Origin of the sequence: Bacillus altitudinis 41KF2b, assembly GCF_000691145.1 — a bacterium.
Lineage (GTDB): Bacteria > Bacillota > Bacilli > Bacillales > Bacillaceae > Bacillus > Bacillus altitudinis.
Window position 1 is genome coordinate 1 of record NZ_ASJC01000021.1, and the last position, 15,520, is coordinate 15,520.

At 43.7% G+C, this 15,520-nt stretch carries 14 protein-coding genes; 3 read left to right on the forward strand and 11 right to left on the reverse strand.

All coding sequences use genetic code 11. From position 1 onward, the window contains the following. Positions 1–55: 55 nt before the first annotated feature. The 10 genes from BA79_RS18200 to BA79_RS18245 form a co-directional block, all read right to left on the reverse strand. A complete protein-coding gene (locus BA79_RS18200) occupies positions 56–1,990 on the reverse strand; it encodes an AMP-binding protein (protein ID WP_035704411.1) in 1,935 nt (644 codons plus the stop codon). Between the two features lie 14 nt (positions 1,991–2,004). Continuing rightward, positions 2,005–3,528 (reverse strand): acyl-CoA carboxylase subunit beta, encoded by a 1,524-nt coding sequence (locus BA79_RS18205; RefSeq protein WP_035704414.1) that lies wholly within the window; start codon positions 3,526–3,528, stop codon positions 2,005–2,007. An 18-nt stretch (positions 3,529–3,546) separates the two neighbouring features. Then, entirely contained in the window at positions 3,547–4,329 is a 783-nt protein-coding gene (locus BA79_RS18210; RefSeq protein WP_035704417.1) for an enoyl-CoA hydratase, read from the reverse strand. Positions 4,330–4,344: 15 nt separating this feature from the next. Beyond that, positions 4,345–5,250, reverse strand: coding sequence for a hydroxymethylglutaryl-CoA lyase (locus BA79_RS18215; protein WP_035704419.1), 906 nt, complete (start codon positions 5,248–5,250; stop codon positions 4,345–4,347). An 11-nt stretch (positions 5,251–5,261) separates the two neighbouring features. After that, positions 5,262–5,477: an acetyl-CoA carboxylase biotin carboxyl carrier protein subunit gene (locus BA79_RS18220; protein WP_008346646.1), complete on the reverse strand. Its 216-nt coding sequence runs from the start codon at positions 5,475–5,477 to the stop codon at positions 5,262–5,264. Next, positions 5,474–6,823 carry an acetyl-CoA carboxylase biotin carboxylase subunit gene (locus tag BA79_RS18225; protein WP_035704420.1) on the reverse strand — a complete coding sequence of 450 codons (1,350 nt, stop codon included), beginning with the start codon at positions 6,821–6,823 and terminating at the stop codon, positions 5,474–5,476. The genes BA79_RS18220 and BA79_RS18225 overlap by 4 nt, the downstream gene beginning before the upstream one ends. 8 nt (positions 6,824–6,831) lie before the next feature. Further along, complete coding sequence (locus BA79_RS18230) at positions 6,832–8,469, reverse strand: AMP-binding protein (protein ID WP_035704422.1); 1,638 nt, start codon at positions 8,467–8,469, stop codon at positions 6,832–6,834. 42 nt (positions 8,470–8,511) lie between these two features. Continuing rightward, positions 8,512–9,654: an acyl-CoA dehydrogenase family protein gene (locus BA79_RS18235; RefSeq protein WP_035704424.1), complete on the reverse strand. Its 1,143-nt coding sequence runs from the start codon at positions 9,652–9,654 to the stop codon at positions 8,512–8,514. Positions 9,655–9,813: 159 nt separating this feature from the next. After that, positions 9,814–11,349: a glycoside hydrolase family 10-like protein gene (locus BA79_RS18240; protein WP_035704426.1), complete on the reverse strand. Its 1,536-nt coding sequence runs from the start codon at positions 11,347–11,349 to the stop codon at positions 9,814–9,816. 24 nt (positions 11,350–11,373) lie between these two features. Then, on the reverse strand, positions 11,374–12,261 hold the full coding sequence (locus BA79_RS18245) for a tyrosine-protein phosphatase (protein WP_035704429.1): 888 nt from the start codon (positions 12,259–12,261) through the stop codon (positions 11,374–11,376). Positions 12,262–12,351: 90 nt separating this feature from the next. Here BA79_RS18245 and BA79_RS18250 point away from each other — a divergent pair, with 90 nt between their 5' ends. Further along, a complete protein-coding gene (locus BA79_RS18250; RefSeq protein WP_017359514.1) occupies positions 12,352–13,104 on the forward strand; it encodes a DeoR/GlpR family DNA-binding transcription regulator in 753 nt (250 codons plus the stop codon). Positions 13,105–13,226: 122 nt separating this feature from the next. Beyond that, positions 13,227–13,616 (forward strand): tautomerase family protein, encoded by a 390-nt coding sequence (locus BA79_RS18255; RefSeq protein ID WP_035704432.1) that lies wholly within the window; start codon positions 13,227–13,229, stop codon positions 13,614–13,616. A gap of 34 nt (positions 13,617–13,650) precedes the next feature. Here the strand turns inward: BA79_RS18255 and BA79_RS18260 are convergent, their stop codons facing one another. Continuing rightward, on the reverse strand, positions 13,651–14,205 hold the full coding sequence (locus BA79_RS18260) for a hypothetical protein (protein ID WP_035704435.1): 555 nt from the start codon (positions 14,203–14,205) through the stop codon (positions 13,651–13,653). Between the two features lie 125 nt (positions 14,206–14,330). On the opposite strand from BA79_RS18260, the gene BA79_RS18265 reads away from it, so the two are divergent. Beyond that, positions 14,331–15,464 carry a CdaR family transcriptional regulator gene (locus BA79_RS18265; protein ID WP_035704438.1) on the forward strand — a complete coding sequence of 378 codons (1,134 nt, stop codon included), beginning with the start codon at positions 14,331–14,333 and terminating at the stop codon, positions 15,462–15,464. Positions 15,465–15,520 lie beyond the last annotated feature (56 nt).

Sequence of the window (15,520 nt, forward strand, 5' to 3'; positions counted from 1 at the left end):
ATAGAGCTGTCGAGATTTTCTCGACAGCCTGGAGACAGGAATTATCCTGTCTTTTTTATTTTTTCTGTCTCTTATTCAAGTATTCGGTCAGACTCTTATATACATCTGGATTGTCTAATGAAGATAGATCGGGTGAAGGCTTCTCTTCATACGCCCCTTTAAGTAAACGTCGTACAATTTTTCCATTCCTTGTTTTCGGTAAAGCTGAAATGAGATGAACTTCTTTTGGTGTGAGCGCTTTTCCAGCATGTGAACCAACATGGGCTGAAAGCTCTTGGATAAGGGTTGCTTCTTCAAAAGCATGAGGACTGGTCACGATGAAACAGACGAGCGCCTCCCCTTTCACCTCATCCTTTACCCCAATCACAGCGGCTTCATGCACGGCAGGATGCCATGTAAGGATGGATTCAATTTCAGCTGGCCCGATACGTTTCCCTGCTGTATTAATGACATCATCCGATCTGCCGGTGATGTGGAATTCTCCGTCCTCTGTTTGCATGACCCAATCTCCGTGTGTCCATACACCATCAAATCGTTTGAAATACGTATCTTCATAACGCTCCGGTTCGTTCCAAAAACCACATGTCATGCCGACCCATGGCTTTTTCACCACAAGCTCCCCTACTTCATTCATCACGCTTTGCCCAGCTTCATTGTATACATCTGCCGCCATTCCTAAGATCGCCGCATTAAAGAGAATCGGTTTGATGGGACGAAGCAGCGTACTGCCTACAATGCCACCAGAAACCTCGGTTCCTCCTGAATAATTTAAGATGGGGATGTTCTTTTGACCAATGGTGTGAAATAACCATTGCCACGGAGCTTCATTCCATGGTTCCCCTGTAGAAATAATGGCTTTGACATGCGATAGCTCGACCCCATCAATCGTTTGCTGCATCGCAGAACGAACAAATGTAGGGGAAAGCCCAAAATGAGTGACTTTCTTCTGATGGATGAATGACCAGAGCTGCTGCTCATCTGGATAATCGGGAGCGCCGTCATATAAAACGATGGCAGCTCCATTGATCAAGCCGCCAAAGACGAGGAATGGCCCCATCATCCAGCCCATATCAGTCAGCCAAAACAACCGGTCTCCTTTTGCCACATCCATACATAGCCCGGCATCAAAAGCTGCCTTTATCGGAAAGCCTGCGTGTGTATGAACGGCTCCCTTTGGTGTGCCGGTTGTGCCTGACGTATACAAGATCATCAGCGGATCTTCATTTGTGACATAGGTCGCGCCGGTGATCGGCTGTTCTTGTAACAAATCATTTAGCAGGACATCGCCCTGATATCCGGTATGAGAGGAAGTGTGCACAATCACTTTTTGCACAGTTGCTGTTTTGTTGATGGCATCCGCCACACATTCCCGCATGTTGATCGTTTTCCCTCGCCGCATCATTTCATTCGCTGTGACGACAATGGATGCGCCTGACGCACGAATGCGTACAGCGAGTGGCTCGCTTCCATAGCCTGAGAAGACTGGGCTGAAAATAACACCAATCTTTGTAAAGGCAAGCATGACGGCGACCGTTTCTGGAAGCATTGGCATATAGATGATGGCTACATCCCCTTTTTGAAGTCCTTCTTTCAAAAAGCCAGCTGCAAGACGGCTCACTTTCTCTTGAAGTTCGAGAAATGACCATTTCTTTTCTTCACCGGCTTCATTGCTCCAAATGATGGCGGGCTGATGCTTCGTCTCTTCTTTTTCTGCCCATTTGTCCACAGCCGTTTCGGTGATGTTAAGTGTGCCGCCCTGATACCATTTCGGCCACATCAATGAGTGGTGACCTAATGCCGCTTCATATGGTTTTTTCCACTGAATGCCGACCGCCTTTTCCGCTTCTCTCCAAAACCAGTCTGTGCGTGCAATACTGGCTTGATAGAATGAGTCATACGTAGAAAAACCAAGAGATTTCATCCACTGATGCAAACGTGTTTTTTGGCTCTGCTTTTCTTCCGGTATCCATTCTGGTTTCAGGTTGATCATGAGGACTGCCCCCTTTAGACCGGATAGACCGGATGTTTTCGTTTCGTAAATGTCATGTCTTTCGATGAATAGGCTAGTAATCTATGACAAAGTTCCGTTCTTAGACGGTCAAATGGGATGACGCCATCGACAATCATTTCAGAGGCAAGCTCATAGATATTCATATCTTCCTGGTATTCCTTCCGTTTCTCTTGTATAAATGAAGCCCTCTCTTCGGGCGGGAGTTCTGCAATTTTATTTGCATAGACGGCATTTACAGCGGCTTCTGGACCCATCACAGCGATTTGCGCCGATGGAAGAGCGAGACAGCAGTCTGGCTCAAAAGCAGGGCCTGCCATTGCATATAGTCCTGCTCCGTATGCTTTACGGACGATGACGGATATTTTCGGAACGGTCGCCTCTGACATAGCGGAGATCATTTTTGCCCCATGACGAATAATGCCGGCTTGTTCCACTTTTGTTCCAATCATAAATCCTGGTATGTCCGCGAGAAAGAGCAGCGGGATATGAAAGGCATCACAGAGCTGAATAAACTTGGCGGCTTTATCAGCTGAGTCGTGGAATAATACGCCGCCTTTGACCCTTGGCTGATTGGCAATGAGACCGATAGGCTGACCGTTCATTCTGCCAAAGCCTGTGATTAACTCTGCGGCAAACAGCTTTTTGATTTCAAAAAATGACCCTTCATCAATCAGTAAATCGATGAGTTGATACATATCAAATGGGGTATTCTGGCCTTTAGGGATTAAGTCTTGGATGGTGGTTTCAGATGGTTTAGGTGCTTTTGCTGCTGTCGTTTTTGGTTTTTCTGTATAGTTGGCAGGCATATAGGTTAAATAATCACGTGCAATTTGAATGGCCTCTTCCTCTGTTTCCGCTAATATATCTCCGCATCCAGAAATGCTGCAATGCATTTTCGCACCGCCCATTTCCTCAAGCGATACTTTTTCACCGATCACCATTTCAGCCATTCGCGGCGAGCCTAAATACATAGAGGCATTTCCTTCGACCATGACGACAATGTCACAAAAAGCAGGGATATACGCACCACCGGCTGCAGAAGGACCGAATAGTAAACAAATTTGAGGAATGCGCCCAGACAGCTTGACTTGGTTATAAAAAATGCGCCCTGCTCCTCTTCTGCCTGGGAACATGGCGATTTGATCAGTGATTCTTGCACCCGCAGAATCGACTAAATACAGCATTGGACAATTGAGCTTCTCGGCCGTTTCTTGAATTCGAATGATTTTTTCTACTGTTTTGACGCCCCACGATCCTGCTTTAACCGTAGAGTCGTTTGCCATGACGCAAACAGTCTGCCCATTCATACGCCCGGTTCCTGTGACGACACCATCTGCTGGTAAATGTTCATCTTTGCACTCTGCAAACATGGCATCTTCAATGAAAGAATCCTCATCTAATAGCAAATGAAGCCGATCACGGACAAATAATTTTCCTTTTTCTTTGTTTTTTTGATGGTAGCGTTCTGCCCCGCCCTTTTCAATTCGTTGTTTTTTTAATTCATATTCTTCGATCATGACCATTCCCCTTTCTTGCTATTTGCCTCTGTAATGAGGCGTTCGTTTTTCTTGAAAAGCCTTGAGACCTTCTAGTCGATCTTCTGTATGAATTAGCCGCAGATAAGCTTCGTATTCTTTCGTTAGACCTGTTTGTAAATCGTGATCAAGGCTGGATTGAATGGCTTGTTTTGCTTCTTTTAAAGCAATCGGTCCATTCTTGGTGATTTGTTTTGCGAGTGTGATGGCATCATTCATCAGTGAATCGGCTGTAGAGATACGTTCAATCAATCCGATTTGAACAGCTTCTTCTGCTCGTAAAGAAGTGCCTGTGAAGATCATTTCTTTCGCTTTCCCGGGTCCGATCAGGCGCGGAAGTCTTTGTGTGCCCCCTGCTCCCGGCAGGATAGCTAGTCCTGTTTCCGGCAGGCCTAGCGCTGCACCCGCTCTTGCGATGCGGAGATCACAGGCGAGCGCAAGCTCAAGACCCCCGCCAAGTGCGTGTCCGTTTATCACGGCAATGACAGGAACAGGCAAAGATTCAATGTCTGTAAAGGTTTGCTGAATGGTCAGAACGGCTTCTTTGGCTTCTTGTTCTGTCATCAATCGCCGTTCTTTTAAGTCTGCTCCTGCGCAAAAAACTTTAGCGCCAGCTCCTGTCATGAGCAAACAGCGGATGTTTGCATCATGTTTGATTTCTTGAATTGTTTGGTTGATTTCCTCTAGCATAGCAGCTGATAGAGCATTGGCTTGTGCTGGTCTGTTTAAGGTCATGATGCCAATGTAATCATCTTGTATTGAAAAATGGACCAATGATGTCATGTGATTCACCCTTTATCAAGTAGTGTGAGACTGAAAAGCGCGTAAACAGTGACTTGGCAGGGTTCGATCCACTTTTGCTTCAATCCATTCAGCCGCTTTGATCAAGCGAGGGAGGTCGACATTTGTTTCGATCCCGAGTTTGTGAAGCATGTGCACCACGTCTTCTGTCGCCACGTTTCCGCTGGAGCCAGGTGCATAAGGACAACCGCCAAGCCCCCCGCTAGAGGCATCAAATATGGTGATGCCGGCTTTTAATGCTGTATAAATATTGGCAAGCCCCATTCCTTTCGTATCATGAAAATGAAGTGCGATTTTATCAGCAGGAAAGCGTTCAAGTAAAAGGTCTAACCGTCTTTCTACTTGCAGCGGATGGGCTTCCCCAATGGTATCCCCAAGTGATATTTCATCAATGCCGAAGGACAGCAGTTGTTCCGTTAATCGCAGCACTTGGTCCATCGGCACTTGTTTTTCATAAGGACATCCAAACACGGTTGAAATATAGGCCCGCGTTTGCCGTCCTTCTGCTTTTAAATCGGCTGTCATTTGTTTGATCACAGGCAGTGTTTCCTGTATAGATCGATTCATATTCTTTTTGTTATGTGTCTCACTCGCTGAGATAAACATAGCCCCTACCTCAAGGTTTGCTTCAAAAAAATGAGCTAACCCCTTTTCATTTGGGATGAGTGCGGCATAGGTAATATCCTCTTTTTTGTTTAATGATTGGGCTAATTCTTTGGCGTCTTTTAAGGCTGGAACCCATTTCGGATGAACAAATGAGGTGACTTCAATATAAGGAAGATGGGCTTCTTCGAGTAAATGGATCCATGTTCGCTTCTCCATTGTGTCCAGCCAAACGGATTCATTTTGCAGGCCATCGCGCGGGCCGACCTCTCTAATGAGCACGTTTTTTGGTAATACCATGCGGCTTCCCCCTATTCTGTCAGCTCTAAAAGTACCTCTCCCTCGTCAACAAAGTCCCCCTCCGCCTTATACACTTTACTGATCACACCTGCTTCTTCTGCAACAATGGGAATCTCCATTTTCATCGATTCTAAGATGGCGACTTCCTGTCCTTTTTGCACATCATCACCCTGTTTCACAAGAAGCTTCCATAAGTTTCCGGCCATTTGTATCGTGACAGTTTTCATGAACGGTTTTCCTCCCTTTTTTTCATCAGATAATCGGTTGTGATGCTGCCATGTAAAAAGGCAGTTGATTCGGCCATTTCCTTTAAAAGCGGTACATTGGTTTTGATCCCTTCTATTTCATATGCTTGTAATGCTGCTTTTAATCGTTCTATGGCGAGTTTTCGAGTATCACCGTACACAATCATTTTCGCAATCATTGGATCGTAAAATGGGGTAATGACACTTCCGCTCGTTACGCTTGACTCATGACGGATATATGGGGCATCAGGTGTAGAAAGCCGAGTGATCGTGCCTGGCGAAGGGTAAAATGTCACAGGGTCTTCAGCGTATATTCTAACTTCAATCGCGTGCCCAATTTGATGAATATCCTCTTGGCTGAAGGACAGGGGCTCTAATGCTGCAATTTTTAGCTGCTCCTCGACAAGGTCAATCCCGGTAATTTCTTCAGTGACAGGGTGTTCTACTTGCAATCTCGTATTCATTTCTAAGAAATAAAATTGCTGGTTTTGATCGACTAAACATTCAATCGTGCCCGCATTTTCATACCCAATCGCTTTGGCAGCTTTGACGGCCATCTGTCCCATTTGCTGTCTCACAGTTTCTTCAAGACAGACGGCTGGTGCCTCTTCAACAATTTTCTGATGTCTTCTTTGGAGTGAACAATCTCTTTCAAATAAGTGAACGCCGTGACCGAACGAATCAAAAAGAACTTGAATTTCGATGTGCCGTGCGTGTTCAATCACCTTTTCCATGTACAACGTACCGTCTTGAAAGAAACTTTGTGCTCTTTTTTGATTTCCTTCAAACGCTCGATGCAGTTCTTCGTCATTGCGGACGAGCTGCATACCAATCCCACCGCCACCACTCGATGCTTTTAGCATAATGGGATAGCCGAGTGTATGTGCTTTATGAACACCTTCGTCTGCATCATGGAGCGGGGCTGAAACACCAGGAACGATTGGAATGCCCGCTTGTTCCATCGTTTTTCTCGCTTCAATTTTATTTCCCATCTGCTGAATGACTTGTGCAGATGGTCCAATAAAGGTAATGCCCTCGCTCCGGCAGCGCTCAGCAAATGCCGCATTTTCTGATAAAAGACCATACCCTGGGTGGATAGCATCAGCATTTGTTTGTTTGGCAACCTTAATGATCGCTTCCATGTTTAAATAGCTTTCAGAAACTTTAGCGCCGCCGATATAATAGGCGCTGTCTGCTTCTTTCACATGAAGTGCATGCTGATCAGCCTCTGAATAAACGGCAACGGTTTTGATTCCGAGCCGTTTACATGTCCGAATCACTCTACGGGCAATTTCGCCTCGATTGGCGATCAATACTTGTTCAAACATCGCTGCCTTCACTCCTTTATTAGATCAAGCGCCTGCTTTTTCAAGCGGAATTTCTGAATTTTGCCTGAGGCGGTCATTGGGTACTCATCTGTAATGAAAAAGTATTTCGGGATTTTGTAGCGTGCCATTTGTGACTGACAATAGCTCGTTAATGTCTCAATTGAGACCGACTTCCCTTGTTTCAGCCGAATGAATGCGGCTGCTTCCTCGCCGTATGTCTCGTCAGGAATACCAACGACCTGTGCGTCAAGAATGGCAGGGTGAGTGTATAGGACATCCTCAATCTCTTTTGGGTACACATTCTCTCCGCCTCTGATGATCATATCTTTGAGCCGGCCTGTGATTTTCACATAACCGTCATGATCCATCTCAGCTAAATCCCCTGTATGAAGCCATCCGTCCTCATCAATGACTTCATTTGTTGCTTCTTCGTTTTTATAATAGCCCTTCATGACATGGTAACCTCTTGTACAAAGCTCTCCTTGCTGTCCTCTTGGCACTTCTTCTGATGTCCCTGGTAAAGCAATTTTGACTTCAATTTGAGGAAGCGCACGTCCGACCGTTTGAACACGTCTTTCAAACGAATCATCGGTTCTTGTTTGGGTAATGACGGGTGAACTTTCGGTTTGACCATAGGCAATCGTGAGCTCTCTTAATCCCATTTTTTCAATGACTGCTTTCATGACGTGGGATGGGCAGAGTGAACCGGCCATAATCCCCGTTCGTAATGTGGACAGGTCATAAGAGTGGAAATTTGGATGATCGAGCTCTGCGATGAACATGGTTGGTACACCGTGAAGAACCGTGCATTTTTCTTTTTCTACTGTTTGAAGGACTCGTTCTGGATGGAATGATTCAAGTGGAATGATCGTTCCCCCTTTTGTGAGACAAGCAAGTACACCAAGAACAGAGCCGAAGCAATGAAAAAACGGTACTGGGATACACATACGGTCCTGCTCTGTTAATTTCATACAATCTGCGATCTGACTCGCATTACAGACGATGTTTGTGTGGCTGAGCATGACGCCTTTTGGATAGCCGGTTGTGCCTGAAGTGTACTGCATATTAATAACGTCATCAGGCGTGAGCTCATTCATTCGCTTCTCCCATTCATGATCTTCGGTTCTTTTGGCTGCCACTTGAAGACGATCCCAGCTGAGCATGCCGTTTGGTACATGCTGACCGATATAGATACATCTTTTTAAATAAGGAAATTGTGTGGAAGTGATCTCCTCTTGATGGGCGGTTTGAAGTTCTGGAATCAGCTCTTCAAGCATGTTGACATAGGACGTTTCTTTAAAGCCGTCTACAATAAACAACATTTTGCTGTCAGAATGCTTGAGTAAATAGGCGAGTTCCTGTGATTGAAAATTGGTATTCACAGTGACAAGAACAGCACCAATGGAGGCGCAGGCAAATTGAAGAATGAGCCATTCAGGTATATTTGGTGCCATAATGGCGATGTGATCTCCCTTTTGAACCCCTAATGCCATGAGACCTTTACCTGTTGCCTTGACCTCTTGATAAAACGCTTCGTACGAATAACGTAAAGAACGTTCTGGGTAAACAACGGCTTCATGTGCTGGGTGCTGTTCTTTTTTTTCTCTTAATAGGGAGCCAATCGTTTGCGGGTGAATCGACATCATTGCTTTCCTCCCTCATGTATAGTAAGCGTTTTCATTAAGGTATTACGCTAACAACTGTCTTGCGATCACGAGCCGCTGAATTTCAGAGGTTCCTTCTCCGATTTCCATCAGCTTGGCATCTCTCACAAGCCGTTCAACACCGCATTCTTTCATATAGCCTGTTCCGCCATGAATTTGGACCGCATCAAGACTCGCTTTTGTGGCCATTTCTGAAGCAAACAGTTTGGCATAGGCCGCTTCTTTTGTAAATGGTTTGCCTTGATCTTTCAGCCAAGCGGCTTTCCAGACCATTTGTCTTGCAAGCTCTATTTGCATCGCCATATCCGCCAGCTTAAACTGAATGGCCTGGAAGGATGAGAGCGTCTTTCCAAATTGCTTTCTTTCTTTTGCATAGGAAAGTGAAGCATCAAGTGCCGCTTGTGCAATTCCGACAGATAAGGCTGCAATGGAAATTCGTCCGCCGTCTAATGTATATAAAAATTGCTTGAATCCTTTCGATTTGTCTCCCAATATATGATGCGCTGGTACACGCACTTCGTCTAAAATGATTTCAGCCGTATCTGAACCGCGAACCCCCATTTTGTCATATGGATTTGTAATCGACAGTCCCTTTTGCCCTTTCTCCACAATAAAGGCAGAGATGATTGGACGTCCGTTTTCATCATGATCTGTTACAGCGGTGACAATAATCGTTCTGGCATAATTGGCATTGGTGATCCAGCACTTTTCCCCACTGATGACATATTCTTGTCCGTCTTGAATGGCTTTTGTTTTTGTTCCTTTTGCATCTGATCCGGCGTTTGGTTCTGTTAATCCGAAGGAGCCAAGCGCTGTTCCAGAGGCTAATGGAACAAGATGGTCCATCTTTTGCTCCTCCGTCCCGAAGTAATAAAGTGGACTTGCGCCTAAGGAAACCGCTGCGGCATAACTTAAACCTGTACTCGCACACTGTTTTCCAATTTCCTCGACTGCCAGTGCATACGAGATCGTATCTCCTCCAGATCCTCCATATTTCTCTGGAAAGGGTATACCCATAAAACCGAGCTCCCCCATTTTTTGAAATGTTTTTTCGGGAAATGCTGCCTGTTCATCAACTGTTTGAGCGTGTGGTGCAATTTCTGTTTTTGCAAATTCTTTGACCATCTGACGGATCATTTGCTGCTCTTTCGTTAATTCAAAATCCATTGTGCTTCCCCCTTTGGCGCTTTTCTATCATATTTATTATTGAAATAGCTGCTTCATGCCAAGCTTGATTGAATTCAGAAAATTAAAATAAAAATAGTAGAAAAATAGAGAAAGCAAAAAAGCATAAATGGAGGAAAACCCTCATTTATGCTGTCTTTGTTATTTTACTGTTTTTGTAGAAGGTTTGCTTTCATGATGAAGGCGATTGAGTGCCGTCACTTTATAGGTATAGCTCTTCTTTTGATTGGCTAAAATGTCTTTCGTTTGAGTGAAGGAACCAGTTTCTTTTCTGACCGTTTGCACAAATTCGTATGTCCCTTTATTCGACAATCGATAGACTGCATAATAGGATGCACTAGAGTGCGGATCATTTTGTATCTGTAAAACTGCACCATCCTCTGTCTTTTTCACAGATTGGATGATTGGTTTTTTAGGCGCTTTTTGATGAAGCCATGGCATCTCTGGTATGAGAGCCGGTTTGCTATAGGTTTCTTCTATTAATCGTTTCTTTACATTCAAGGGATTCCGATTGATATCTTTCAGACTAAAATGCATGCTTCCTTGTACGAGCTGTGACTGCCTGTTCAGCTCGATCTGGCGAAAATACTCCTCGGGATCAGACCAAGCAGGATCACTGTTTTGATTGATTTTATACGTCGCTTGACCAATGTACAAATGAACAGGCTGCCCCTTCACTTCATTTGACCACCATTTCGTCAGCACATCATAGGCAGCGGGCTGAAAGCCGATACTCCAATAAATTTGCGGGGTGATATAATCAATATGGTGCTGCTGTATCCACTCTCTTGTATCAGCATACAAATCATCATAGTTGGTCATCCCTGCTGTTGTGTTTGAACCGGTTGGGTCATCTTTTATGTTGCGCCATACACCAAATGGGCTAGTGCCGAATTTCACATACGGCTTTTCTTTCTTAATGGAGTCATTGATTTGTTGCACCAAGTGATTCACATTATCTCTACGCCAATCTTCTATATGAGTGAACTTCTGCCCGTAAGTTTCATACGTTTCTTGATCTGGAAATGGCACACCAGCGATTTTATTCGGGTAAAAATAATCATCCATATGCACCGCATCAATATCGTAGTTTTTCACTACTTCCTCTATCCCGTCAACAATGAAGTCCTGAGCATCAGGAATGCCTGGATTAAAGTACAGCTGATTTCCGTAGGCGATGGTCCAATCAGGGTGTGCTCTTGCAGGATGATCGGCTGATAACCGGTTGAGATCGGTATGATTCATGGTGATTCGATAAGGGTTAAACCAAGCATGAAATTCAAGGCCGCGTTTATGTGCTTCTTCTATCATAAATTCAAGCGGGTCATATCCAGGGTCTTTCCCTTGTGTACCAGTCAAATATTCAGACCATGGCCCGAATTTCGACGGATAAAAGGCATCTGCTGTTGGTTTAATTTGCATGATGACGGCGTTCATATTCATCGCTTTGATGTCGTCTAACAGTTGAATGAACTCTTGTTTCTGCTCATCTGCGGGCAGTCCTTTCTTTGAAGGCCAATCTAAGTTATAAACTGATGCGACCCACACTGCACGCATCTCTCTTGTGCTCTCAAGCTTCCCTTTTGGCATCGAACGAGCTAGACTGCTAGACGGAATCAATAAGAAGACACCCATGAAAACTAGTGTCAGAACCGTCATACTGATCTTTTTCAGCATGGTTTGCATCACCTCATATTAAGTTTATTCTGCGTTTTGTGATGGAATGCCAGCAGATGGTGTAAGCAAGATGTTTTTCATTTTAAGTAGCTGAGCTTTCGGGACGTCGCAGGCTTCTAGTAAATACCGCTCTGCATTTCCGTATGTATCCATCATCTCATTCAGTACATCTTCAAGATAATCTTGCTGCACACCGAGCAGGGGCTGAATTTGTTCTTTTGACACCCGATATAAACTCATCATGCGAACAAATCGTTCTTGTCTTTTCACTAGTATTTTCACGCCTTCATTGGAACGCATGTATTCACTTAAAACGGTATGCACCGGCACACCCGCTGCTAATTGAATAAGAGCAGATAAAAAGCCTGTACGGTCCTTTCCGCTTGTACAGTGAAGCATAAGTGGATAATTTTTTTCATCTGACAGTAATGTAAACAATTGCTGAATCTCTTTTTTTCGCTCATAGAGCATGCTTTGATATACATCTTTCATGATCGGTGTAAAGGATAGAGATTTTCCTTCTGCTATCAGCATACGAAACATGGTCCATTTGCTAGGCATCATGCTGTCAGGCTGCATAGGGATATGAACAATTTTGTCATGTTCCATGATCTTTGGCGGGTGTGATTTTCGTTCTGAGCTTGTACGCAGGTCACAAATCGTTTGAATTCCAAGTGTTGAGAACGTCAATATGTCTTGCTTCGTGAGACGTGATAAATCAGCAGATCGATAAATCATTCCTTGTTTGATGACCATCTGATCCGTTGTTTGGAGTCCCCCTGCCTCTCTAAAATTTGCAAGCTTTGAAAATTGTATGTTGTGTTCATTCATAGAAGTGAAAATCCTTTCTATCCTCTTTTCTCTATCATACGCTTTTATGAAAAATGAGAAAAGATAAGAGAAAAAGATCATTCGATTCTCGCATGTTGATCAGTGACATCTTTTACGTGGAATTATTGTTATAATAGAATCAGCATATTCGTATTGATTGGAGATTGTAGCATGATAAAAACAAAACGTATTCAGCAAATAAAAGAGTATGTATTTGACCGGGAATCTGCCTCTCTTGATGAGCTTGTGACGCATTTTGGCGTCTCAAAAAACACCATACGCCGAGATGTACAAGCATTGGTAGAATCCGGCGTGCTAAAGAAAGTGTACGGCGGCGTCGCTGTGAATCACTCAACATTGGTGGTGTATCAGGAGCGAAAGACTCGTCAGCTGAGTAAAAAACAATTGATCGGACAGGCTGCCGCCGCTTTTGTTGAACATGGTGATATGATTTTTGTTGATTCTGGTACAACGACACTGGAGATGCTTCCCTATTTGAAGGAGAAACGGATTACCGTTGTGACAAATAACGTGGATTTCATTACACAGGCTATGCCTTATGAACACCTCACCATCTTTTCAACCGGGGGTATGCTAGAGCGAAAAACAAATTCTTTCGTTGGTTATCAAAGTGTTGAGCGTCTCAAAGCATACAATGTCAATAAAGCATTTATTGCATCAACTGGTTTATCCATTGATCATGGCGTCACGAATTCCTCCCCGCTTGAGACAGATATTAAAAAAACGCTCGTTGAAAAAAACGCCAAAACCTTTTTATTAGTCGATGATAGTAAGTTTGACCATTATGCCTTGACCACGTTTTGTGACTTAAAAGACATAGACATCGTCGTGACGAATGAACAACCAAATGAAGATTACCTTCAATATGGAAAAGAGCATGATGTGAAGTTTGTCACGCCTTAATCCAGAGCGAAAAAGCCAAGCGCCAATGTTTTGGCTTTTTTCTTATGTCGCAAAAGAGTGAAACGGCGAAGTGTTGGTTACATTATGATTGTATATTAAACACATATTTGGAGGTTGACCTGATGCCGTTGTTACGATTTGACGTGATAGAAGGCCGTTCAAAAGAGGAATTAAAAAAACTGCTGGACACCTGCCATGAAGCAATGGTTGATGCCTTTGGGGTACCTGAACGAGATCGCTATCAAATTGTTCATCAGCACCGCCCTGAAGAAATGATCATCGAAGACACTGGGCTTGGTTATCCGAGAACAAAGGATCTGGTTGTCATTAGTGTTGTCAGTAAACAGCGGACGAAAGAGCAAAAGGAACAGCTTTATGCACAAATCGCAGAACGTATAGAAAAAGAATGCGGGGTTGCCAAGACGGATGTGATGATCTCCATCGTGGAAAATGGAGACGCCGATTGGAGCTTTGGGATGGGTGAGGCTCAATTCATAAGAGGATGGCTCTAAAAAAACGGCTCAGGAATGTGAGCCGTTTTTTGATTCATTCATTTTCAAGCTGCATGAGCAAGTTGAATAAATAGCGGTACACTGCTGATATCACACCAATCAAAGGTGTATCTTCTTTGATGTCCTCTAGTTCAAGAAGCGGAATGTTGATATCAAATAACCCGTCTTGCCCATTAAATTGAAGCTGAGCACCATTTAATGTTGAGAGCATCTCTTTTAGTAATCCAGTATCTTTTTTAGGACGCTTCAATCCGAATAACACGGTATACGTCTGAAATACTTCATCCCATTCTATGGCAAGTCCGTCGGCTCTCACCACATCAAACCACTTCGACTCGATATAAATGAATTCTTTTTGTTGTTTTTTTACGTATGTAAGAGGTGTATTTAAAAAGGCAGCATTTTCTGCTTGAATCATTTCCTCCGATTCTTTGTCTACACGTTCTATATAAACATCAGCAAAGCGTGCTTCTTCTGTCATTTTTGCCCCTTCTAACGGCCAATTTTGACTTGCGGCTTTGTTATATTCAAAGTCGGTGAGCGCCTGCCCTTCTTTCAATAAATCTTGTAAGCGATTTTGCAGTGACATGACTGTATCTCCTTTCATCTACTTCATATGCGTTTTTTATTTTAGCATAACACATGAAAAGAAAGATATGCCTGAGCATATGATGGTATGATAGTGGAAAAAGAAACATCTCGGAGGGGACCGTTTTGCTCACAATGACACTGGCAGAAAAAATCGTAGATGAGGTCAAAAAGGTACTGACGGAAGAAATCATCATCACACAAACAAACGGTACCATTATTGCTGCAACAGATCCAGCACGCATTGGTCAATTTCATGAAGGTGCATATGTCACATCCTTAGAAGGGCAGAAACGAATTCTCACAAAGGATGATGTGCTGCAGATGAAAGGCGTCAAAGCCGGTATCAATCTGCCTATTTATTTTAAACAAGAAGTCATTGGGGTCATTGGAATGACAGGTGATCCTAGGCATGTCTCCCCTTTTGGCGACATTTTACGTAAAATGACGGAGCTGCTCATTCAAGAGCATGAATTCTTTCAAGAAACGGAAACAGATGAACGGCAGCTTGAAGCATTTGTATTCGACTGGCTTCATCTGCCAGAGACAGCGGCAGGTATGACCGAGAAGGCGCAGCGGCTTGGCTTTGATGTTAACAAGCAGCGTGTCGCTATTCTCATTGATTGTCAAGACGAATCGTTTATGAAGCAGGATCAATACAAACTGATGAAGGACAAATTGCAACTCACCAATCAGGAGATCATTGTGCGCTGGGGGCATGCACGTTTTTTGCTCATGCTACAAGCCACACCAGATGGTCGTGATACATGGCACAAGCGCTTGTTCCATATTCATGCTGCGCTCACAGCGCTGTCACCATCGAGGATTTTCATTGGTGCGGGAAAACCAGCAGCTTCTCATTTCATGAAGCAGTCCTTTCATCAAGCTTTTCGCGCTTTAAAATTGGCGCATGCTGAAACACCCATTGTGTTTGATGAAGATTTGACGCTTGAACTTTTTATGGAGGAAATCAGTCAGGAAACAAAAGATGCGTTTCTTGATCGAACGATTGCGTCCCTTTTCCCCTATCCTGAACTAGTGAAAACATTGCGGGTTCTCATCGCTTCGGATTACTCATTGAAACATACAGCAGAAGCTATGCATGTCCATATTAATACACTTCATTACCGATTAAAACGGATCCAGGATTTAACCACACTTGATCCAAAGCGTATGCAAGATGCGATGCTTTTTTATTTGGCCTTGCTGCTTTTAGATCATGATACAAAAAATACGATAAAACATCCTGATATTTTGTAGAATCGTCTATAGTCATGTGACGGTTCTTTTTTTATACTGGTAGAAACGAGTTGTTA